Source organism: Xaviernesmea rhizosphaerae (genome assembly GCF_001938945.1).
Classification (GTDB): domain Bacteria; phylum Pseudomonadota; class Alphaproteobacteria; order Rhizobiales; family Rhizobiaceae; genus Xaviernesmea; species Xaviernesmea rhizosphaerae.
Genome location: NZ_MKIO01000031.1, coordinates 284,699 through 306,059 on the forward strand (window position 1 = coordinate 284,699; position 21,361 = coordinate 306,059).

Annotated in this window: 18 protein-coding genes; all 18 read right to left on the bottom strand. The window is 67.3% G+C overall.

The window, feature by feature from the left end:
- Positions 1-14: 14 nt before the first annotated feature.
- The 18 genes from BJF92_RS14585 to BJF92_RS14670 all read right to left on the bottom strand — a co-directional run bounded on the left by BJF92_RS14585 (position 15) and on the right by BJF92_RS14670 (position 21,337).
- Positions 15-2,981, bottom strand: a complete 2,967-nt coding sequence (locus BJF92_RS14585) for a bifunctional [glutamine synthetase] adenylyltransferase/[glutamine synthetase]-adenylyl-L-tyrosine phosphorylase (protein ID WP_075635464.1) — start codon at positions 2,979-2,981, stop codon at positions 15-17.
- Between the two features lie 194 nt (positions 2,982-3,175).
- Positions 3,176-4,570 carry a sensor histidine kinase gene (locus BJF92_RS14590; RefSeq protein ID WP_075635465.1) on the bottom strand — a complete coding sequence of 465 codons (1,395 nt, stop codon included), beginning with the start codon at positions 4,568-4,570 and terminating at the stop codon, positions 3,176-3,178.
- Positions 4,567-5,268 (bottom strand): response regulator transcription factor, encoded by a 702-nt coding sequence (locus tag BJF92_RS14595; RefSeq protein WP_078058052.1) that lies wholly within the window; start codon positions 5,266-5,268, stop codon positions 4,567-4,569. The genes BJF92_RS14590 and BJF92_RS14595 overlap by 4 nt, the downstream gene beginning before the upstream one ends.
- Positions 5,269-5,404: 136 nt before the next feature.
- A complete protein-coding gene (locus BJF92_RS14600) occupies positions 5,405-6,973 on the bottom strand; it encodes a Do family serine endopeptidase (protein WP_075635551.1) in 1,569 nt (522 codons plus the stop codon).
- A 228-nt stretch (positions 6,974-7,201) separates the two neighbouring features.
- Positions 7,202-7,678, bottom strand: a complete 477-nt coding sequence (locus BJF92_RS14605) for a cytochrome c-type biogenesis protein (RefSeq protein ID WP_075635467.1) — start codon at positions 7,676-7,678, stop codon at positions 7,202-7,204.
- The gene (locus BJF92_RS14610) at positions 7,675-9,663 is read right to left on the bottom strand and encodes a heme lyase CcmF/NrfE family subunit (protein ID WP_075635468.1); all 1,989 of its coding nucleotides are present in this window, start codon (positions 9,661-9,663) and stop codon (positions 7,675-7,677) included. The genes BJF92_RS14605 and BJF92_RS14610 overlap by 4 nt, the downstream gene beginning before the upstream one ends.
- Positions 9,660-10,109: a cytochrome c maturation protein CcmE gene (ccmE, locus tag BJF92_RS14615; protein ID WP_075635469.1), complete on the bottom strand. Its 450-nt coding sequence runs from the start codon at positions 10,107-10,109 to the stop codon at positions 9,660-9,662. The genes BJF92_RS14610 and ccmE overlap by 4 nt, the downstream gene beginning before the upstream one ends.
- Positions 10,106-11,245: a c-type cytochrome biogenesis protein CcmI gene (gene ccmI, locus BJF92_RS14620; protein WP_075635470.1), complete on the bottom strand. Its 1,140-nt coding sequence runs from the start codon at positions 11,243-11,245 to the stop codon at positions 10,106-10,108. The genes ccmE and ccmI overlap by 4 nt, the downstream gene beginning before the upstream one ends.
- Positions 11,246-11,324: 79 nt before the next feature.
- Positions 11,325-11,747: a hypothetical protein gene (locus tag BJF92_RS14625; protein WP_075635552.1), complete on the bottom strand. Its 423-nt coding sequence runs from the start codon at positions 11,745-11,747 to the stop codon at positions 11,325-11,327.
- 239 nt (positions 11,748-11,986) lie between these two features.
- A complete protein-coding gene (locus BJF92_RS14630; RefSeq protein WP_075635553.1) occupies positions 11,987-13,375 on the bottom strand; it encodes an ATP-binding protein in 1,389 nt (462 codons plus the stop codon).
- A 46-nt stretch (positions 13,376-13,421) separates the two neighbouring features.
- The gene (gene feuP / locus BJF92_RS14635) at positions 13,422-14,108 is read right to left on the bottom strand and encodes a two-component system response regulator FeuP (RefSeq protein ID WP_075635471.1); all 687 of its coding nucleotides are present in this window, start codon (positions 14,106-14,108) and stop codon (positions 13,422-13,424) included.
- A gap of 114 nt (positions 14,109-14,222) precedes the next feature.
- Positions 14,223-14,477 (bottom strand): hypothetical protein, encoded by a 255-nt coding sequence (locus tag BJF92_RS14640; protein ID WP_075635472.1) that lies wholly within the window; start codon positions 14,475-14,477, stop codon positions 14,223-14,225.
- A gap of 187 nt (positions 14,478-14,664) precedes the next feature.
- Positions 14,665-14,871 (bottom strand): hypothetical protein, encoded by a 207-nt coding sequence (locus BJF92_RS14645; protein WP_075635554.1) that lies wholly within the window; start codon positions 14,869-14,871, stop codon positions 14,665-14,667.
- Between the two features lie 36 nt (positions 14,872-14,907).
- Entirely contained in the window at positions 14,908-18,747 is a 3,840-nt protein-coding gene (locus BJF92_RS14650; RefSeq protein ID WP_075635473.1) for a baseplate multidomain protein megatron, read from the bottom strand.
- A gap of 6 nt (positions 18,748-18,753) precedes the next feature.
- Positions 18,754-19,200: an NlpC/P60 family protein gene (locus BJF92_RS14655; protein ID WP_075635474.1), complete on the bottom strand. Its 447-nt coding sequence runs from the start codon at positions 19,198-19,200 to the stop codon at positions 18,754-18,756.
- Positions 19,197-20,102: a DUF2163 domain-containing protein gene (locus tag BJF92_RS14660; RefSeq protein ID WP_075635475.1), complete on the bottom strand. Its 906-nt coding sequence runs from the start codon at positions 20,100-20,102 to the stop codon at positions 19,197-19,199. Before BJF92_RS14660 ends, BJF92_RS14655 begins: the two co-directional genes overlap by 4 nt.
- Entirely contained in the window at positions 20,099-20,734 is a 636-nt protein-coding gene (locus BJF92_RS14665; RefSeq protein ID WP_075635476.1) for a TIGR02217 family protein, read from the bottom strand. Before BJF92_RS14665 ends, BJF92_RS14660 begins: the two co-directional genes overlap by 4 nt.
- A 48-nt stretch (positions 20,735-20,782) precedes the next feature.
- Positions 20,783-21,337 (bottom strand): hypothetical protein, encoded by a 555-nt coding sequence (locus tag BJF92_RS14670; RefSeq protein WP_075635477.1) that lies wholly within the window; start codon positions 21,335-21,337, stop codon positions 20,783-20,785.
- Positions 21,338-21,361 lie beyond the last annotated feature (24 nt).

Below are 21,361 nucleotides of genomic sequence, written 5' to 3' on the forward strand. Positions count from 1 at the left end.
TCTGTTCTCTGGGATCAGCCCACTGGCTTGCCGATGGCACCGGTAAAGATCGCCCGCACCGTCGCCGCGCGCTCGCGCAGCTCTGCCTCCAGTACCGAAAGATCCGGCGCCGCCGTGGTCCGGCAGAGCCGATCGACGAGGCCGGCCGGTGCAGTCTTCGGATCGAACGGGCCATCAAGGCAAAGCCGCAGCACCTGGGCGATCGTCGTGTGAAGCGAAAGAGCCGCCAGCAGCTGTCCGGTCGCCTCCTGGCCCAGCCGGGCCGGCGCCAGAGCCTGCAGCATCTCGGCCGTACTGGCGCCCGCAGCCGGGCGGGCAAGGCCCCGGCTTGCGGCAGCCACCATCAGATCCTGGGCGATGAATTCGATATCGACAACGCCGCCCTCGATCAGCTTCACATCCCAGATGCCCGCGGGATGTTTTTCCCGGGCGATCATGCCGCGCATCTCGGCGATATCGCGATGCAGCTTGGCGAGGTCGCGCGGCTGGTCCAGCACGGCGGCAATCGCCTCCTGCGCGGCGGCCACCATGCCGGCATCGCCCGCCACGCCGCGGGCGCGCGTCAGCGCCATATGCTCCCAGGTCCAGGCCTCTTCCCGCTGATATTTCGCGAAGGCAGGCAGGCGCGTGGCGAGCGGCCCTTTGTTGCCCGAGGGGCGCAGGCGCATGTCGACGGGGTAGAGCACGCCCTCGCTGGTCGGCGCGGACAGGGCGGCAATCAGCCTTTGCGCGAGTCGGGCGAAATAGCGCGGCGCGTCCAGGGGTCTCGGACCATCTGAATCCGGCAGCTCCCCGTCATGATCGTAGAGAAGGATGAGATCGACATCGGAGCCGGCCGTCATCTCGCGGCTGCCGAGCTTGCCCAGCCCGATCACCGCCACGCGCGCGCCGGCAATGCGGCCATGGGTCTCCGCCAGCGCATCCTGCGCCACATCGAGCGCGGCGGCGATGGAGAGGTCGGCGAGATCGGTGAAGGCCGCGGCGGCATCCTGCGCGTCCGCAACGCCGGTGAGCAGCCGCACGCCGATCAGGAAGCGTTGCTCGGCGGCGAAGATCCGCAGGCGATCCAGCCGCTCCTCCACGGCCCGCGCGCCGGCCAGAAAGAGATCGAGGCGCCGCGCCATTTCCTCACGCTGCGGCAGCTCGGTCAGCTGGCGCGGATCGAGCATGCCGTCGAAGACATGCGGGCGCGCGGCGACGATATCGGCGAGACGCGGCGCGGCCGACATGATGGTGACGAGAAGGCCGAGCAGACCCTGATTGTTGGCCATCAGCGAGAAGAGCTGGATCCCGGCCGGCAGGCGGGCGAGAAAGGCATCGAAGCGCATCATGGCTTCGTCCGCCATGCGGCTCTCGCCGAAGGCCTGCAGGAGACGCGGCGTCAACTCGGTCAGCCGCTCGCGCGCTTCGGCCGATTGCGTCGCGGCATAGCGCCCGGCATGCCAAGTTCGAATCATCCGGCAGATGTCGGAGGGGCGCGCGAAGCCCATGCGCGACAGTGTCGCGAGCGTCTCGGGATCGTCGTTCTGGCCGGTGAAGACCAGATTGCCCTGCCCGTCGGAAAGCGAGCGCTCCCGCTCGAACAGCGCGCCATAATGGCGCTCCACCGTCTTCAGCCGCGCGGTCAAGGCTTCGGCAAAGGTGGCCGTGTCGGCAAAACCCGCCATCAGCGCGATGCGCTTCAGCTCGGCCTCGGTCTTGGGCAGCGTATGCGCCTGCTCGTCATGCACCATCTGAATGCGATGTTCGACATCGCGCAGGAACCAATAGGCCTCCGTCAGCGCTTGCGCCGTTTGCGCATCGATCCAGTGCGCCTCGCTGAGGGCGGCCAGCGCGGCCTCGGTCTCGCGGGCGCGCAAGGCTGGCATGCGTCCGCCAGCGATCAGCTGCTGGGTCTGGGCGAAGAACTCGATCTCGCGAATGCCGCCCCGGCCGAGCTTGACGTGATGGCCCTTGACCGCGATCGCGCCATGGCCCTTGTGGTCATGGATCTGCCGCTTGATCGAGTGGATGTCGGCAATGGCGGCGTAATCGAGATATTTGCGGAAGACGAAGGGCGTCAGCTCCTTCAGGAAGCGCGCGCCGGCGGCGAGATCGCCGGCGACCGGCCGCGCCTTGATGAAGGCCGCCCGCTCCCAGTTCTGCCCCCGCCCCTCATAATAGGTCATGGCTGCGTCGACCGAGATCGCCAGCGGCGTGGCGCCGGGATCGGGCCGCAGGCGCAGATCGGTGCGAAACACATAGCCGTCGCCGGTGCGCTCCTGAAGGATGCGGATCAGCCGGCGCAGCAAACGTCCGAGATCCTCGGCGAGATCAGGCCGGCCGGCCAATGCCGGAGTTTCCGGATCATAGAAGACGACAAGGTCGATATCGGAGGAGTAATTAAGCTCGCAGGCCCCGTGCTTGCCCATGCCGAGCACGATCAGCCCCGAGGCCCGCGCCGGCTCGGCCGGGTTTTCCAGCCTGAGCTTGCCCGCCTCGTGCGCCGAGAGGAGCAGATGGTCGACCGTGGCCGAGACCGCCGCATCGGCAAAGGCGGAAAGGCGGCGCGTGGTCTGGCGCGCATCGAACAGGCGCAGGAGATCGCCGAGCGCCAGCACGAAGGCTGTCTGGCGCTTGGCTTGGCGCAACCCTGCCATCACGATGCCGTCGGCACGGGCCGGCTCGCCGGGCGCAGGCTGCCAGCTGCTCCGCGCGGCCTGGCAGGCGGCGTCGAGAAGCTCTTCCAGCGGCCGGGCGATGAGATCGAGCAGAAGGTCGGGATGGGTGCGGGCGAGATCGGCGAGATAGGGAGAGAGCGTGAAGGCGGCGATCACGGCGTCACGTGCCGCGCTTTCCGCGGCCAGCCAGCGCGCCAGAGGCGGCCGGTCGGCCGCCAAGGCCTTCAAATCCGCCAGCACTGCTGCTGCCGCCTTGCGGCTGAGCGGCCGCAGGGGATTGTCTTGGAGATCATCGAGCCGATGAGGGTCCAGCCTGTCCATTCTGCCTCCCTTCGGAATGCGCTTTGCGGACAGGACAGTCCTTCAGGCCTGATCCCTTCCGCCGGCATTCTCGTCTTGCGCCGCATGGTCGGCGCTTGTGCCGGAAGCTAGCCGGAATGAGCGGGGCTGGGAAGGGCAGTGCCGACAGGCAGGGCGAACAGATCCGTCATGGCGTCAGCAGGATTTCCGAAGGATCAGGTATCCAGCCGCGGAAACACCATCGACACGGTCAGGCCGCCGCCCTCCGTCTCTGTCAGTTCCAGCGTGCCGCCATGAAGCTCCATCACCGCGACCACCAGCGAAAGGCCAAGGCCGGTGCCGGGCTTCGAGCGGCTTTCGTCGAGGCGGACGAAGCGCTGCAGCACCGCCTCGCGCTTGTCGGCGGGAATGCCGGGACCGTGATCGGCCACCGAAACCAGGATCGCCTCCGCGCGCGTCGCCAGTCGCACGGTGATGACCGGATCGGTCGCGCCTGCGGCATATTTGATCGCATTGTCGATGAGATTGCCGAGCGCTTGGCCGATCAGCTCGCGATTGCCGTGGGTGACGATACCCGGCAGGATCTCGCTGGTCAGCGTCAGCGCCTGCTCCTCGGCCAGAGGCTCGTAAAGCTCGACGCAGTCCTCGGCACTTTGGGAGAGATTGACCAGGCTCATCTCTGCCACCGCCGAGCCAGCCTCCACCCGCGAGATCATCAGGAGGGCATTGAAGGTGCGGATCAGCTGGTCGGATTCGGCGATCGTGTTTTCCAGCGACGCCCTGTAATCTTCCTCGCCGGCACTCTGGGCAAGTGCCGCCTCCGCGCGGTTGCGCAACCGGGTCAGCGGGGTCTTCAGGTCATGCGCGATGTTGTCGGAAACCTGGCGCAGCCCTTCATTGAGCTTCTCGATGCGCTCCAGCATCGCATTCAGCGATTCCGAAAGACGGTCGAATTCATCGCCTGAGCCGTTGACCGGCAGACGCTGCGAGAGGTCACCCGCCATGATCCTGGTCGTGGCATGCGACATGCGGTCGATCCGGCTCAGCGCATTGCGGCCAATGACGAACCAGATGACCAGCGCGCCGACACCCATGATGCCCAGCGCCACCATCAGCGCATGACGCACCAGACCGCCGAATTTCTGCGGCTCCTGCATATCGCGGCCGACGAGCACATGCAGGCCGTTGGGCAGCACCATCACCTCGGCCAGCGCCAGATGCTTGTCGGCGTTCCCCTCCTCGGAATAACGCTGATAAAGGAAGGGCTTGCTGCTCCAGCCCTCGGAGTCCAGCAGCCCCGGCTCCAGCCAGGCGACATTGCCGGCCAGGATCTCGCCTGCGGGGCTGGCGATCACATAGAGATTGGCGCCGGGCTGGCGCGCGCGCCGTTCCAGCGTGCGCAGAACGCCGGCAATGCCGCCCCTGTCATAGATCGTCTCGATCTGATCGACCTCGGCGGCCACCGCCTCGCGCGTCTGGTTGGTCAGGAGGCGCTGCGACATGGCCGTGACATAGACCACGAGAAGCAGAGCGCAGAGCGAGAACAGCAGAAGATAGAGCGCCGACAGCCGGACAGCCGTCGTGCGCCACAAAACCCTGAGGCGGCTCATGCCTCCGCCCGTCCCTCATCCTTGATCATGTAGCCGGCGCCGCGCACGGTGCGCAGCAGGGGCGTGTCGAAATCCTTCTCGATCTTACCGCGCAGCCGCGACACATGCACGTCAATGACATTGGTCTGCGGATCGAAATGGTAGTCCCAGACATTTTCGAGCAGCATGGTGCGGGTGACCACCTGCCCGGCATTCTTCATCAGATATTCCAGCAGCCGGAATTCGCGCGGCTGCAGCGGAATTTCCCGTCCTTGGCGACGCACCGTATGCGAGAGACGGTCGAGCTCGAGATCGCCGACACGGTAGACCATGTCCTGCTCCGGCCGGCCCTTGCGCCGGCCCAGCACCTCGACACGGGCCAGAAGCTCGTTGAAGGCATAGGGCTTGGGCAGATAGTCATCGCCGCCGGCGCGCAGACCCGTGACGCGATCATCGACCTGGCCGAGCGCAGAAAGAATGAGGGCGGGGGTATGAATGTCGCTCGCGCGCAGCTCGCTGATCAGCGAAAGACCGTCGCGCCGGGGCAGCATGCGATCGACCAACAGCACGTCATAGCTGTTTTCCCTGGCCATGAAGAGGCCGCTCTCGCCGTCGCTGGCATGGTCGCAAAGGATCCCGACCTCGCGGAAGGCTTTGGTGAGATAGGCCGCTGCCTCGAGGTCGTCTTCAATCATCAGGATTTTCATGTGCGCGACCATAATCGTGTCCCCTTGCCCATGACAACGGGCAACCGCCCGTATTGAACCAAATCGCCATGGAAGCGCCGCGGAACCAGGCGGTTCCGCGGCGGCATTGCCGTCTAGGCCTCGTCAACGGCCGTCATCGTCGCACCGATCAGCCCTGGTTGATCGGCAGAGCGATGAAGCGGCTGCCCTTCTCGGCCTGGATCTGGAAGAGCGCCTTGGTACGGCCTTCCTTGCGGGCGGCATCCATGGCCTTAAGAACGTCATCGGCCGACTTGACCTCGCGATTGTTGACCGAGACGATCTTCTCGCCTTCCTTCAACCCCTTGTCGCCGGCATCGGAGTCGGGATCGACGGAGGAGATCGTCACGCCTGCGCCATCGTCGGAAGGCGTCACGCTGATGCCGAGATTGGCGAGCGCCTTTTCGCTGGAGGGCTTGCGATCCTCGTTGCGGCCGGTCTGGTCGTCCGCGGCCTTCTCGCTGTCGGCCGGCGGCAGGGTGCCGACATTCAGCTTGACGTCCATGCTCTTGCCGTCGCGCCACAGGGTGACGTCAGCCGTGGTGCCGGGCTGCATGCCGCCGATCTTGCGGGCCAGTTCGCGCGGACCCTTGACCGGATCGCCATTGACGGCGGTGACAACGTCGCCCTTGCGGATGCCGGCCTTCTCGCCGGGAGAACCGGCCTGCGGCTCGACAACCAGGGCGCCGGAGGCATCCGACAGGCCGAGCGATTCGGCGATATCCTTGGTGACCGGCTGGATCTGAACGCCAAGCCAGCCGCGCTGGACCGTGCCGTCCTTCATCAGATCGGCAATGACCGTCTTGGCGGTCGAGGCCGGAATGGCGAAGGCGATGCCGACGCTGCCGCCCGAGGGCGAGAAGATCGCGGTGTTGATGCCGACGACTTCGCCCTGCAGGTTGAAGGTCGGGCCGCCGGAATTGCCGCGGTTCACCGCTGCGTCGACCTGGATGAAGTCGTCATACGGGCCGGAGCCGATATCGCGGCCCCGGGCCGAAACGATGCCGGCTGTCACCGTGCCGCCCAAGCCGAAGGGATTGCCGACGGCCACGACCCAGTCGCCCACCCGCACCTTGCTGTCATCGGCGAAGCTGACATAGGTGAACTTGCGCTTGGGGTCGGTCACCTTCAGCAGCGCCAGGTCGGTCCGGCTGTCCTTGCCGACCAGCTTTGCATCGAGTTCGGTGCCGTCATTGAGAACCACGGTGAAGGCCGCGCCGTCATTGACCACATGGTTGTTGGTGACGATGTAGCCATCGTCGCTGATGAAGAAGCCGGAACCCTGGGCGGTGGGGCGCAAATGCTTGGGGCCGCGGTCGGCATGGCGCTCACCGCGCTCGCCGCGCTGGCCGCGCTCGCCATTCTGGCCGCCGAACTCGCGGAAGAAGCGCTTCAGCGGATGATCATCCGGCAGATCGTCGAAGCCCTGACCCCCGAAGTCGAAATTCATGCCATTGCCGTCAGCGGCAGCCGGCTGCACCTGCGACTGGACGCGCACCGAGACCACGGCGGGCGAGACGGCATCCACCACATTGGCGAAACTCGGAACGCCGGGTGCCTGGACGGAGACGGGAGCGGCGAAGGAATGGGTGATGGTGGCGGGAACGCCTGTGGTGACCATGACCGCCGCGAGGCCTGCCAGCGTGGAGGCCTTCAGGACCGTCTTGAGAGACGGGCGGTAAAAGGAGGTCTTGTTCATCGTCAGAGCCTTTCTCTTGAAGGGGCCGGCCGGTGCTTCGCCTTGGCCGTTGATCAAGAGATAGGATCTTGCACCTTACTCCGGTATTTCCAGCGGGTGAATTTTTCGTAATCTTCTCAAGGGGACTGAAGAGCGGAGATCGCGCGATGCCGACAGACCCGCCGAGGCGGCGGTTTCGCCCGGCGGCGTTGGCGGCCCAACGCCTCGAGAAACGCCTCTTGCGTGGCGTTAATCCTGGGCCCGCAGGATCGCATCGAGCCGCGCCGCCTCGGCCTCGCTGAGGCGCTCCGTCTGGCCGACCCTGCGCCGCCGCCGGGCCGCCCAGAAGAGGCCGCCCGCGCCGACGACAAGCAACAGAGCCGGCGCACCCCAGAGCATCAGCGTCTTGCCCTCCAGACGCGGCTTGAGCAGGACGAATTCGCCATAGCGCGATACGACATAGTCGAGCACCGCCTGATCGCTGTCGCCGCCAGCCAGGCGCTCGCGCACGATCAGCCGGAGATCCTTGGCAAGCTCGGCATTGGAATCGTCGATTGACTGGTTCTGGCAGACCATGCAGCGCAGCTGTGCGGACAAGGCCCGCGCGCGGTTTTCCAGCACCGGATCTGCGAGACGCTCCTCTGGATTGACGGCGCCGGCCGGCCCGGCGAACAAGATACCGGCCAGCAGCAGCGCGGCCAGACCGTAACGCGGCGAGAGGGTCATTCGGCGGCCTCCGCAGAGAGGCGAGGCCTTGAGGGCGCTTTGGCGGGCACCCCGATCCGCAGCCGGCGATCGCTGAGCGAGACGGCCCCGCCGACCGACATCAGCAGCGCCCCAAGCCAGATGCAGAGAATCCAGGGCTTCCACCAGATCCGCACCACAACGGCGCCATCATCGCGGGCATCGCCCAGCGAGACATAGAGCTGGCTGAGACCGAAGGTGCGGATGCCGGCTTCCGTGGTCGGCATCCTGCGGGCTGTATAGAGCCGCTTGGACGACCAGACCTCGCCAGCCGAAACGCCGCCCTGCCGCAGCAGGAAATGGCCGCGCTCCTCGGTGAAATTTGGTCCCACCGCCGGGCGCAGCCCGTCAAAGGTCAGGCTGTAGCCGCCGGCCTCCACCGTCTCGCCCCGGCGCATTTCCAGAATATGCTCGGTTTGATAGGCGGTTGCCGAGACGATGCCAATCAGTGTCACGCCCAGACCGAAATGCGCAAGCGCTGTGCCGAAACTCGCGCGCGGCAGGCCAATGAGGCGGCGCAGCGCGACGGAGAAGGCGAGCTTGGCAAAGCCCGCGCGCGTCCCGAGCTCGGCCAGGGCGCCCAGCATCAGGAAGACGCCGAGCCCCATCACGAAAGGCGCCAGCACCGGGCCGCCCCACCGCAGATAGAGCATGACGGCCGCAGCGACCAGCGACAGGAGCGCCGCCGCCATCAGCCGTTGCGCCGCGCCGATCAGATCGCCGCGCTTCCACGCCAGCAGCGGACCGAAGGGCACGGCAAACAGGAGCGGCATCATCAACAGGCCGAAGGTCAGATTGAAGAACGGCGCACCGACCGAGATCTTGTCGCCGGTGAGCGTTTCCAGCACCAGCGGATAGAGCGTGCCGATCAGCACAGTGGCCGCCGCCGTTGTCAGCAGCAGGTTGTTGAGCACGAGCGCGCCTTCGCGCGAGATCGGCGCGAACAGGCCGCCGGCCTTCAGCGCGCCGGCGCGCAGCGTGAAGAGCGACAAGGCGCCGCCGATGAAGATCACGAGAATGGCGAGGATGAAGACGCCGCGCGTCGGATCGGTGGCGAAGGCGTGGACCGAGGTCAACACGCCCGAGCGCACCAGGAAGGTGCCGAGCAGCGACAGCGAGAAGGTGAGGATCGCCAGCAGGACGGTCCAGATCTTCAAGGCTTCGCGCTTCTCCATGACCAAAGCGGAATGAAGCAGCGCCGTGCCCGCGAGCCAGGGCATGAAGGAGGCATTCTCTACCGGATCCCAGAACCACCAGCCGCCCCAGCCGAGTTCGTAATAGGCCCAATAGGAGCCCATGGCGATGCCGAGGGTGAGGAAACTCCAGGCCATCAGCGCCCAGGGCCGCACCCAGCGCGCCCAGGCGGCATCGAGCCGCCCTTCAATCAAGGCGGCGACAGCGAAGGAAAAGCAGACGGAAAAGCCGACATAGCCGAGATAGAGCAGCGGCGGATGGATCGCCAGGCCGATATCCTGCAGCACCGGATTGAGATCGCTGCCCTCGCCGGGCGCGGGATCGAGCCGCAGAAAGGGGTTGGAGGTCGCCAGGATGAACAGCGCGAAGGCCGCGGCCAGCGCGGCCTGCACCGAGAGTACCAGCGCCTTCAGACGCTCGGGCAGATGCGTTCCGAAAAAGGCGACGAGCGCCGAGAAGAAGGAGAGGATCAGCAGCCAGAGGAGCATCGACCCTTCGTGATTGCCCCAGACGCCGGAGAAGCGGTAGATCAGCGGCATCTGCGAATGCGAATTCTCGAAGACATTGGCCACCGAGAAATCGGAGGTGACATAGGCGGTCGTCAGCGCACCGAAGGACAACAGCGTCAGGCCGAAGCCGGCAAAGGCGGCATTGGTGCCCGTACGCATCAGCGCCGAATCAGACGACAGCGCGCCGGCCAGCGGCAGCAGCGCCTGCAGGATCGCGGTGGCCAGCGCCAGGACCAGGGCATAATGGCCGAGCTCGACGATCATCGGATGGTCTCCCCGCCGCCGAGCGAGACGCCCTGCGCCTTCAGCCGGTCGGCCACATCCTTCGGCATATAGGTCTCGTCATGCTTGGCCAGCACGGTATCCGCGACGAAGCTGCCATTCTCCGCCAGCCGCCCTTCGGCCACGACGCCCTGCCCCTCACGAAAGAGATCCGGCAGGATACCGTCATAGGTGACCGGAACGGCGCCGATCGTATCGGTCACGGTGAAATGGACCAGCGTGCCCGCGCCGCGCTGCAAGGAGCCGGACTCCACCAGCCCGCCCAGGCGGATGCGCGTGCCGGGTGCCAGATGTGCCTTGGCCAGATCGCCCGGCACATAGAAATAGGCCACGGCCTGGCTGAAGGCGAAGAGCACGAGCAACACCGCAAGCGCCACGAAGCCGACGCCGCCGGAAATCAGCGCAAGACGCTTCTGTTTGCGGCTCATGGTCCCTCCTGCGAAAGCCCGAGCGACTTCGCCAGTGCAATCAGCGCCTGCCCGGCCTCGCCATCGGCGGGGAAGCGGGCAAGCCCCTCCTTGAGCGCGCTGCGGGCTTCCTCGGGCCGCCCGAGAACCATATAGGAGCGGACGAGCCGCTGCCAGCCTTCGGCATCGTCCGGCCGGGCCTTCAGCCGTGCGGCCAATCCGCCCACCATGTCCTCGATCATCCGCCGCCGGTCTTCCTCGTTCATCGCGGCCGCGGCGGCAATCTCCTGCTCGCCAGGCCCGGGCGCGGTCACCGCGGTCGAAGGCGAGGCATCCGCCGGGCCCAGCCGCGCCAGATGCTGGCGCACCAGGGGCAGCCAGGGAGCGTCGACAGGGGCGGAGGCGGCCAGCTTGGTGAAGGCGTCGCGGGCAGCTGCAGCCTGGCCGTTCTGCTCCAGACCCAGCGCCAGATAAAAGCGGGTGCGGGGATCATCGGGCGAAAGCGCCGCGCTTCGTTCAAGCGCTTGGCGCGCCTCCGGCACGACCTGGCCGCCGGCCGCGGCGATCAGGGTCTCGGCAAGGCTCGTCAGGCGTTCGGGCGTCTCGCCGAGATATTGTATCGCCTTGCGATAGGCCTCGACCGCCTCTGGGAAACGTCCGCGTCGAGCATAGACGGGAGCCAGAACCTCCCAGCCCGCGCCATCGGCGGGATTGGCGGCGAGCGCGGCCTCGACACGCGCGATCAGCACTTCGACATCGCCATCCGGGGACGCCAGCCGTGCGGCGAGCGGCTGGTCCGGCAGGTCGGGGCTGCCCTTGGAAAGATAGATCCCGAGACAGAGCGCGGGCAGGAGAAGCACGATCACAGCCTGCGCAGCCTTGGCTGCCCGCGGCCGTCTGTCCGAATTCGTCTGGCGCGCCTGCGCATCCGTTGCGGCGATCAGGCGGCGGCCGATCTCGGCGCGGGCGCGCTCGGCATCCTCGGCAGCGATCAGGCCTGCGGCCCTGTCCCGCTCGATCTCGGCGAGCTGATCGCGATAGACGGCGATGTCGCCGCGCATCTCGATCCCGGACGCAGGCCGGCCGCGCAGCAGAGGCATCAGCAGCGCCATGGCAACGACAGCGGTGAGAAGCGCGACGAGAACCCAGAAGATCATGCGGCAGTCATAGACCGGTTGGCGTGCGCACTCCACGCATGGCGGTGCGCCTCAAGCAAACGTGACGCGCGAGCAGCCGTCACAACGGTGTCCAAGTCCCGTCGCCATTGCGGCAGGCCACGCCGCGCGCCACCTGCTCGCGGTCGTCAATGGTGACGGTGTGGGTCAACTGCCGGCAGTTCTGCGAGCCGACCTGATAGGGTGCCGCGGCAACGATGGTTCCGCTTGCCCCCTTGCCTTCCCATTCGACCTCCTGGCCGCTGGGTGTGCCCTCAAGAGCGCGATACTCTGCCGTCAGCGCTCTCTGATGATCGGCCGTCGAAAGCTTCAAGCCCTTGATCTCCCCGACGATCCCAGGACCGAGCGCGGCGAGATAGGTCGAGGCGGCCGCGGCCCCCGTATTGACGCCGACCAAGGACGACTTGTTGGCGCCGGCCCCGCAGCCCGACAGTGTCAGGCAGAGGCCGAGAAACGGAAAGAGCGAAAACCCGGCCGGGCGCAGCGCCCGGACGTGCGGGGCCGTCCCGGTCGAAAACAGATTTCCCGCCGTCGCATTCTGCCCGATCGTCACGTCCTGCAACCTCATTGTCAATGTCCTGCGCCTTGTCGCATCTGTTGGCGGCGCAAACAAGTTGCGCGCACCAGAAGATACAGGCCCATGCCTGCCTTCCGGGCGTTCCGCAGGCCGCCTGTTTCCCTTTCGCAACAGAGGCTTGTCGTCTTGCGGCCGGCGCCTGCCGGTCACGACACGCCCGGCAGCACCAGCGTCGCCTTGAGCCCGCCGCCTTCTCCGCGCGCCAAGCCGAAGGCGCCGTGATACTCGCTGGCGATCTCGCGCACGATCGACAGGCCGAGCCCGGTGCCGGGCTTGCTCTCATCGAGGCGCTTGCCGCGCTTGATCGCCAGCGCGATCTGCTCGGTCGTCAGCCCCGGTCCGTCATCCTCCACGTCGATCACGATCCAGCTGCGCCGCGCGCTGTCCTGGCCCGCCGGGGCTTCCGGGGCCGGCATGGCAGTGATCCGCACCTCATTGACGGCATAGCGGGCAGCGTTTTCCAGGAGATTGCCGACCGTCTCCTCCACATCCTGCTGCTCCATGGCCAGCGTCAGGCCGGGGGGAGACACGGTCAGGACGAAGCTGCGCTCGGGATTGAGCCGGCGCATGACGCGCACCAGACGCTCCAGCGCCGCCTCGACATCCGTGCGCGCCAGCACCGATTCGCGTTGCGCGGCGATGCGGGCGCGGTTGAGATAGGTCTGCACCTGCGTCTGCATGGCATCCGCCTGCGCCCGTAGGAGCTCGCCATGCGGCGCCTCCAGCACGCGCGCCTCATTCATCAGCACCGCGATCGGCGTTTTCAGCGAATGGGCGAGATTGCCCACCTGCATGCGCGCGCGCTCGACAATGCGCCGGTTGCTCTCGATCAGCGCGTTGATCTCGCTGGCTAGAGGCTGGATCTCCCGCGGAAACTCGCCATCCAGCCGCTCGCTCTCGCCCGCGCGGATCTTTTCCAGCGATCGGCGGGCCTGATCGAGCGGGCGCAGGCCGAAAAGGATCGCCAGGGCATTCATCCCAAGCCCGCCGAAGCCGAAGATCGACAAAGCGAGATAGAGATTGCGGTTGAAGTCGTTGATGTCGCTTTCCAGCACATTGCGGTTGCCCGCGACACGAAAGCGGGCGGTGTGCCCCTGAATGTCGAGCACGACCTCGGTCTCGGCCACCTCCACCTCGTTGTTGAACGAATCGCGGGTGGTGTAGAAGCGCTCATAGCGGATGTCGAAAGGCACTTTGTCGACGCTGACGATCGGCAGCTTGCCGGTGCCGAGCGACGTGGAGACGAGCGGCGGCGTATTGAACTCGCCGATCGGCTCGACGATCCAGTACCAGCCCGTCTGCGGCTGGGAGAAGCGCAGGTCGCCCAGCTGCGGGCTGCCGGCCAGCTGCTGGTTTTCATTGACCACGATGGAGTTGATGACGTTGTAGAGCTGGGCGCGCAGGAGATCCTGGAAGCCGCGCTCCGAGCCCTGGCGGTACAGCGCCGAGATGACGATACCGATCACGACAAGCGACGAGACCGCCCAGATGGTCGAGACGAGCAGAACGCGGGCAGTGAGCGATTGTGGGCGCAGCATCATCGGCGCAGCGCTCCGCCCGTCCGGCCCCGGCGCGCTGACGTCACGGTCTGGCGTCCTTGCCGGCCGCGCCCGGCGCCTGCATGCGATAGCCCAGACCCCGCACGGTTTCGATCAGATCATTGCCGATCTTCTTGCGCAGTCGCCCGACAAAAACCTCGATCGTATTGGAATCTCGGTCGAAATCCTGATCGTACATATGTTCGACAAGCTCGGTGCGAGAGACGACCTGACCCATGTGATGCATGAGATAGGAGAGAAGGCGGAATTCGTGCGAGGTCAGCTTCAGCGCCACGCCGTTCATCGTCGCCTTGGAACCCTTCGTGTCGAGCCGCACCGGGCCGCAGACGATCTCGGAGGTGGCATGGCCGGCCGCACGGCGAATGAGCGCGCGGATGCGGGCCAGCACTTCCTCGACATGGAACGGCTTGGTCACATAGTCGTCAGCGCCGGCGTCAATACCCGCGACCTTGTCGCTCCAGCGATCGCGTGCCGTGAGAATCAGCACCGGCATGACCTTTCCATCCGCCCGCCACTTTTCCAGAACGGTGATGCCGTCCATTTCCGGCAGGCCGATGTCAAGAATGATGGCATCGTAGGGCTCGCTGTCGCCAAGATAATGCCCCTCTTCCCCGTCGAAGGCTTGGTCGACGACATAGCCCGCTTCCTTCAGGGTATCGGCCAGCTGGCGATTGAGATTGGCGTCATCCTCGACGACCAGAATACGCATGGCGGAACTCTTCTCTTCATGTCGGCGGCCCCTGGCCGCCCGGTGCCACCGCAAGGGAGGCGTCAACTAAGCTATAAGGTCGCGCGGCGGAATTGGAAGACGAAAAGCCTGCCCTCACATCGGCACGCGCACGGTCATCTTCTTCGGCCGGCCGCCATTGCCGGGAATGAGAACGGTGATGATGCACTTGCCGTCGCCGGTCGGCTGTGCGGACAGAAGCTCACCGCCGGTTTCCGAAATCACCTGGGCGGCAGCCGCACTGCAATCGGAGGCCGAGACCTTGAGGATCGGCGGCGGCACGTCGACATTGTGCGGCGGGGCACCGGTAAGGCCCGCGGCAAGCGTCGCGATGAGCAGGGGAGACGACATGAACGCACTTTCCACGAAGGGCCGGTTTATGAGGATTTGATAGCGAAACCTGTCTGAATGGCAAATGAATGTGGAATGATCCTCTCGCCGCGATGCTGTTTCCGACCCCGCGCAGCTTTCCCGCGCGAGGCCGGATCTGGGACTCGGGCGTTTTGCGACAAGCCCGCCCCATGCGGAGATGAGAGCGCTAGACAAGCCGATGGCGCGCCCGCACCCGCCCGTAGAGCGCCAGAATTCCACCGGCCGCGCCCGCCAAGGTGCTCAGGCCATCCACCAGGCCAAGCTGATCATCCGCCTCCAGCGTGTAGCCGGCAAGATGCGCGACCGACGCCAGGATGGCGACGATCCCGCCCCAGACGGTGCGGGAGGCATACCAGTTCTTTTCCTCTGTCATCATGTCACTCCTTTGTGAAACACGCATTTGTGGATCTCAGGGAAAAAGCACGGCCTCGGCCGGCAAGCCGGCGGAGACGACACGCCCGACCTGCCGGATGCGCAGCCGGAGCCGGTCCTGCCGGCCGCTCCAGTCGGCCAGTTCATCGGCCTGGCTGTAGAGGAAGGCCGGGGTCGTCACCGTCACCGTGCGGCGCAGTGCGCCCTCGTCCGACAGCAGCTCCACCCGGTAGCGCTCCTGGGGCTCATCGAAAGGAATATCGCCATCCGCCCAGGCATCCCCGTCCAGCCGGCCGCAGCGAATCCAGCTGATCAGCACGTCGCCATCGGCTTGGCGCTCGGCGCGCAAATGCACCGGCGCCAGCGGCGTCGAGGCACGCAGCCCGCCGGTGAAGGAGAAGGGCGCGGGGGCGGCGGAGGCGGCGCCCAGACCATCGGCCACCCACCAGAGCGGCCGGCCGACCTCGTCGGCCGTCAGGCCGCAGGGCGGCACTGCGGCGTCCAGGCGAATGACGCGGGCGCCGGCGGAAGCGCCCGCCGCCATGGCATCGGTGCTGCCGCCCAATCCACGCAGAAGGCCGGAAAGCTGCCAGCGGCCGGCCGCGACTTCTTCCGCCGTCAGAAAGGACAGGACCTCCCAGGCGCCATTGCGCGCCTGGACGGCAAGCCGATTCGCACCGTTCAGGAGCGCGAGCATGACGACCGATTCGCAGGCGCCGGCGCGCAGGTCGATGGTCATGGTCGTCGGCATCAACCGGCCCGCAACGCCGGAGGGCAGCGGTTCGGCGAGGCTGCCGAGCGTGGCGGGCCGGTTGAGGTTCTGGCGGACGGCGAAATCCTCGCGCACCGGCGAGACGGAAAGCACCGCGCGCCGCCAGGGCCGGGCGAAAACGGCGATGCGGGCGAAATCCTGCGGCGCACCGGGCTCGAAGGGCGGCAGGTCCATGGGCACGACCAGCGGCGCATAGCCCCGGGCCGCATCACGGCCGGAGGCCGCGCGCCGCTGCGGCCGCTCCGGCGCACCGGGCTTGGCAGGGACAAAGGCCCTGGTATCGACGCGGCGCACCGCGCCGTCCTCGATGCGTTCGATGCGAAAGACGCCTTCGGGCCCCGGCGCAAGGGTAATGCAATCGCCCGGCTCCATGGCCAGAACATTCGGGCCGAGCGCAAAGCTCAGCCGCCGGCCGGAGGCCTGATGATCCCTCAGCGCCATCTCGACGGCGGCCGCGGCCGCTTCGGCATGCAGGACCCCGGCAACGGACAGCGCCAGCACGCGCGAATTGGCCGCCAGCGGCGCCAGCGCCCGAGCCGTGCCCCGGCCGTAACCCGTATCGGGATCGAGATAGTCCAGCACCGCCGCGCCGGAGAGTTCGCTGTCATGGGCGCGGGTCTCGATGAAGGCCGGCTCGTCCGGCTGCTCGGCCAGCACGTCGAGCGTCACGGGCGGCCCGGCGCAGAGCAGCCGGCTGCGGAAGGCAAGACGCTCGCCCCGCTCGACCGCATCCAGGCAGAACGCCGCCATCAGCGGCTCGATCAGCGTCCGCGCGGAGCCCTGCTCGGCTTTGACATAGCCGATGAGATCGCCCGAGACCGCCTCTGTATCGGCGGCATCGAAACCATGATCGGCCAGGAGCACTGCGAGGATATCGGGCAGCGTTCCCGCGCCCAGACGGCCGTTCAGCCAATGGCCGGTGCGCCAGTTGTCGCCATCGGCAAACAGCGCCGTCTGCTGCGGAAAGGCCGGGAAGGCGCGCGCATCCCAGGTCCAGAGAAAGATGTGGGCGGGATCGACGGCGCGGGGGCCAGGGCGGCCTGCCCAATAGGCCAGATGCGCCTCCAGAAAGCGGCGCTGCGTCAGGTCATCACGCCGGCCGGTGGAAAAATAGGGAGCAGCGCTTTCGGCCGATTTCGGATCGAGGAAAACATTGGGCTGGTTCGCCCCCTTGTCGATCGCCGGGCAGCCGAGTTCCGTGAACCAGATCGGCTTCATGCGCGCCACCCAGGCGGTAGGCGCGGCGACCTCTTGCCCGTTCACGCGGTCATAATGCGCGCTCGCCCACCAGGCCTCGATATCCTTGACGCGGAAAGTCCAGGGCTTAGCCGCGCCACCATCCGTGATCGGCACGCGCCGGCGCTCGCGCCGCGCCGCCGCATCGGGATAATACCAGTCGAAGCCTTCGCCGCCGGCAATCATCGCCGTCATCGCCGCGCGGTCGGCGGCCAGCCGGAAGCCGTCGGGATTGCCTTGCGCCACATCCTCGTCGCGCCAGTCGGCGAGCGGCATGTAATTGTCGATGCCGACCGCGTCGATCATGGGCGATGCCCAGAGAGGATCGAGATGGTAGAGGACGTCGCCGGATCCATCCTGGGGATGATAGCCGAAATATTCCGTCCAGTCGGCGCCATAGGTGAGCTTAACGCCTGCCCCGAGCACGGCGCGCACATCGCTCGCCAGATCGATCAGCGCCTCGACGAAGGGAAAGGCGCCGGCACTGTCGCGCAGCACCGTCAGCCCAACCAGCTCGGAACCGATCAGCATGGCCTCGACGCCACCGGCGCGTTTGACCAGCATGGCCGCATGCAGCACCATCCGGCGATAGCCCTCATCCTGCGCGCTGCAGCGGATCTCTCCATCGACGATGGTGAAGTCGCTCGCGTCCGCCGCCCCCATGAAACGAACAATTTCGCCGCGCAGGGCCGCCGTGCCGTCCGTCGTGCCCGGCCGGCCGGGCGCAATGGCGCTGGTGATGCGCCCGCGCCATGGAAAAGCCGCCTGCGCGCCCGCGCCATAGGGGTCCGGCAGGTTGTTGTTCGCGGGGATGTCCATCATCAGAAAGGGGTAGAGGACGACTTTCAGCCCGCGCGCCTTGAGATCGGCGATGGCAGCGATCACCGAGGCATCCGATGGCGTGCCGCCATAGGCCGGACTGCCGCCGGCCCCGGTGATGGGATGCGCCTGTGAGCGCGTGAGGCCCGCCACGCGCCAGGCCGAGGATTCGCCCTCCCGCTTCGGAGTCTCCACGCCGGGAAGGATGCGGCAGACGCCGGCCCTGAGATCGGTGCCGAACCAGGAGACGACGAGCGCCACGCGCTCCAGCTTCGGGCAGAGTGCCTGCAACTCGTCCAGCGACGCGGTCCAGTCGCTCGATGCCTGGAACACATGGCGGTTGACGAAACGGCTTTCGCCCTCGCCGAGGCTCTCGCTGACCGAGTTCGGATCGTAGCCATGCTCGGTGGCGCCGGGAATGAGCGTCACGGCCCGGATCTGGCTTTCCAGCGTACCGACGCTGCGCAACACCTCGGCCTGGATCGCGGGAAGGCGGTTGCCATAGGCTTCCAGCGGAAAATGCTCGAACACAAGATAGGCAAGACCGCGGTAGGCCGGCGCCATGCCCTCCCCCTGCTTGGCCTCGATCAAGGGATCGGGAAGCTGGCTGCGCGTGCCGAGATAGACCCGCATCTCGATCGTCGTCAGGTCCAACTCGCGGCCATCGGCCCAGACGCGGCGCACGGCGGCGATCGGCCCCTCGCAAAGGCCAAGGGCGAAATTGGCGTGGTAGCGATAGGTCTCGAGCCGAGGGCCGCTGCCCTTGCCGCCCTGGCGTTCCACCCGCGTTTCCTCCTCGAAGCGCGTGGCCCAGATCAGCGTTCCGCCCAGCTTGACCGTGCCATAGGCGCGCGGCATGGCCGTGCCCTCTTCCGCCCCCACCAGCCGCGCATCGCCGAGCCGCGGGCCCATCGATTGCGTCTGGCCGAACAGCGCCCGGTCGATGGCGGAGCCGGCCATGGCGCCAGCCGCCCGGCCGATGATCGAGCCGACAGGACCGAAGACGCTGCCGAGCGCCGCGCCGGCCGCCTGAAGAAGAAGGGTCGCCATGAAGCCTCACAGATCGGGAAAACGAAAGCAGCCAGCGATGCGCCGCGCCCAGCCGGGCGCGAGCGGCGAGACGATGACCGCCGCCTTTTCATAGGCATGGATGAAACGCTGCCCGCCGGCATGGATACCGCAATGCCGGGCCGGCAGATCCGGCCGCCAGCGAAACAGCAGAAGATCGCCGGGCGCACAGGTGTGCCCCGCTTCGCGCGGCTGGAAATGGCGCCTGGCCGCCTCGGTCAGGCGATCCTCGCCGCTGCGCTCGGCCCAGTCGCGGCCATAGGCCGGCAGGGCTTCCGGCTCCGCGCCATAGAGGTCCCGCCAGATGCCGCGCACCAGACCAAGGCAATCGCAGCCCACGCCCTTCATGCTGGCCTGATGGCGATAGGGCGTGCCGATCCACTCTTGCGCGGCGGCAAGAACGCGGGCACCGATGTCCTCTTCCGCGCCGGTCATGGCGCGTCGTCCTGATAGAGCGGCCGCCCGTCATGCTCGGTGTCGCCATCGGCATAGCCATAGGCGAAGTCGAGGCCTGGCATATGGGGAAAGCCCTGGAAGTTCACCCCGTTGCCAAAGCGGTCGCGGCAGGTGGAAAAGCGCTTGTCGCAGCCGGCCGTCAGCGCCACACGGTCGCCGACGCTGATGGCAACCGGCGGCGCCAGCCAGAGGGTCAGCCGCGTGGATCCGTCCGGCTCCGCCCGCTGATCGGCGATCTGCGCCTGCCAGCCAGCCGCCGCGCCATCGAGGACGGCAAGGCGGCCCAGCCGCCAGTAGAGGGAGGATGGCGGCGCCGGCGCGGCGACAAGGATGTCCAGAGCGCCGGCGACGGCAACCACGCGCCGCTGCGCCAGCAAGGGCGGCGACGTCGCATCTATCCCGCAGCGCGCATCGCCGAAATCGGCATCGCAGCATCGCCCGTAAAGCCGGCCCTGCACCTGCTCCAGCCGGTGGGTGATGCGGCGCAGCTCGGCGCGGAAGCTTTCGCCCGCGCGGGTCACCTCGCCGATCTCATGGACGGAGAGGAGCAGCAGCTGAGCGGTGTCGGCCCAGTTGACCCGCAAGAGTTCGACCCGCGCGCCATCATAGCGCCCGGCGGCAACATCGGCCTCGGCGATCGCCTCGCTGGAAAAGCCGCCCGTCACCTCACCGGCCTCCACGGAAAGGCCAGCGGCAAACAGAGCTTCGGCCGAGGCGAAGCCGCTCGCGGCGCGATAGAGGAGACCGCCGAACGCCAGGTCCTCGTCATGATCGGTAAAGCCGATGCGCACGCCATCGCGCCGCGTCACGCGCCAGGCATGGCAAAGCGTGGTGGCGTCGCCGGCCAGATGCGCGGCCAGCGGTGCGGAAATCTCTCTCATGGGCGGATCTCGATCAGCGGGATGGTGGGAATGCGGCCGGCCTGGAACTGGGCCAGATCCACATCGATCCGATCCGTGTCGAAGCGAACGGGAACGTCGAATTCGAAGCCAGCGGTGATGATCGCCCCGGCGGCCGGCGCCTTGCCAGCGGCGAATTCGAGCATACCGGTCGCCGGATCGCAGCTCACCTCGGCTGCGGGAACGGGGCGGCCGTCGACGGCAACGAGCACGGAGCCCGCCACCGGTTTGGTGATTTCACGTTGAGTGGCGCCGCCGGCATCACCATAGGTCTTGCGCAGGGAAAAGCGCAGGCGCGCGCCATCGCCCGTGCCGAGCGTCTGGTCGCCCGCCTGCGGTGTTCTGCCAGGCGGGCAGGAGCGGAAATCCACGGGATCGCGAAAGCGAAACCCATGCAGCCTGCCCGCCCGCGCCTCGAAAAAGGTGAGAACGGCGTAGAGATCCTCGATCGAGCGAATGCCCGATCCGGCATCATAGCGGCGCCGGGCGCGGGCCCAGCGCTGATTGCGCGTCTCCCGCCCGTTGGACAGGCTGACGATATCGGTGCGCCGCTCCGGCCCGCCGCTGGTGCCAAGCGCCACGCGCAGGGGAAAGCGGATTTCATGAAAACCCATCGGCCATGCCTCCTGAAAAGGGTCAAATGCGCGAGGAGCGAGGCAGAGTTAAAGACCGCGCCGGCCGCGCAGCACCGTCCGGCTCAGCATCGCCGCGATCTGGCCCTCGGACCGGCGGAAGCTCGCGGCATCCTCGGTGCGGATGTTGAACACGACCGAGGGCGCGGCAGGCGCCGCCGCGCTGGCCGGCATGCCGGCGGAAACGGGCTCGGACAGGCCCGGATCGCGCGCGCTTGCGGCCTGCCGGAGCAGGGCCGGCGTGGCGAACTGACCGTCGGCCGTAAAGGCGCTCGCCGCCGCTGCGGCGAGCGGCGAGGACGCGGGGGCAGCCGCCGCGCCCCTCTCGCCCGCCGCGATGGCCAAGTTCGGCGAGCTTCCGGGCGTCAAGCCCGGCGTCGCCCCGGCCGCCTTGCCGAGACCCTCGATCAGGCTGCTGGCGGTCGCACCGACCAGGTTCTGCAGCGGCTGCAGCCCGGCCTGCAGGGCGATATCAGACAGGCGCAGAGCGGTCTGGCGCAGAACGTCTTCCAGCGAGCGGCCGTCGCGCAGGCCTGCGGTCAGCGCGCCCGTCAGCGCCGTTCCGAAGCTGCGCGCGCGCCTCAAGACCGTCGAGCACCTCGGCAAGCG

Excerpts from the sequence above, each read along its gene's own strand:
- BJF92_RS14585 (WP_075635464.1), bottom strand. The coding sequence starts at position 2,981 with ATGGACAGGCTGGACCCTCATCGGCTCGATGATCTCCAAGACAATCCC.
- BJF92_RS14590 (WP_075635465.1), bottom strand. The coding sequence starts at position 4,570 with ATGAGCCGCCTCAGGGTTTTGTGGCGCACGACGGCTGTCCGGCTGTCG.
- BJF92_RS14595 (WP_078058052.1), bottom strand. The coding sequence starts at position 5,268 with ATGGTCGCGCACATGAAAATCCTGATGATTGAAGACGACCTCGAGGCA.
- BJF92_RS14600 (WP_075635551.1), bottom strand. The coding sequence starts at position 6,973 with ATGAACAAGACCTCCTTTTACCGCCCGTCTCTCAAGACGGTCCTGAAG.
- BJF92_RS14605 (WP_075635467.1), bottom strand. The coding sequence starts at position 7,678 with ATGACCCTCTCGCCGCGTTACGGTCTGGCCGCGCTGCTGCTGGCCGGT.
- BJF92_RS14610 (WP_075635468.1), bottom strand. The coding sequence starts at position 9,663 with ATGATCGTCGAGCTCGGCCATTATGCCCTGGTCCTGGCGCTGGCCACC.
- ccmE (WP_075635469.1), bottom strand. The coding sequence starts at position 10,109 with ATGAGCCGCAAACAGAAGCGTCTTGCGCTGATTTCCGGCGGCGTCGGC.
- ccmI (WP_075635470.1), bottom strand. The coding sequence starts at position 11,245 with ATGATCTTCTGGGTTCTCGTCGCGCTTCTCACCGCTGTCGTTGCCATG.
- feuP (WP_075635471.1), bottom strand. The coding sequence starts at position 14,108 with ATGCGTATTCTGGTCGTCGAGGATGACGCCAATCTCAATCGCCAGCTG.
- BJF92_RS14640 (WP_075635472.1), bottom strand. The coding sequence starts at position 14,477 with ATGTCGTCTCCCCTGCTCATCGCGACGCTTGCCGCGGGCCTTACCGGT.
- BJF92_RS14645 (WP_075635554.1), bottom strand. The coding sequence starts at position 14,871 with ATGACAGAGGAAAAGAACTGGTATGCCTCCCGCACCGTCTGGGGCGGG.
- BJF92_RS14650 (WP_075635473.1), bottom strand. The coding sequence starts at position 18,747 with ATGGCGACCCTTCTTCTTCAGGCGGCCGGCGCGGCGCTCGGCAGCGTC.
- BJF92_RS14655 (WP_075635474.1), bottom strand. The coding sequence starts at position 19,200 with ATGACCGGCGCGGAAGAGGACATCGGTGCCCGCGTTCTTGCCGCCGCG.
- BJF92_RS14660 (WP_075635475.1), bottom strand. The coding sequence starts at position 20,102 with ATGAGAGAGATTTCCGCACCGCTGGCCGCGCATCTGGCCGGCGACGCC.
- BJF92_RS14665 (WP_075635476.1), bottom strand. The coding sequence starts at position 20,734 with ATGGGTTTTCATGAAATCCGCTTTCCCCTGCGCGTGGCGCTTGGCACC.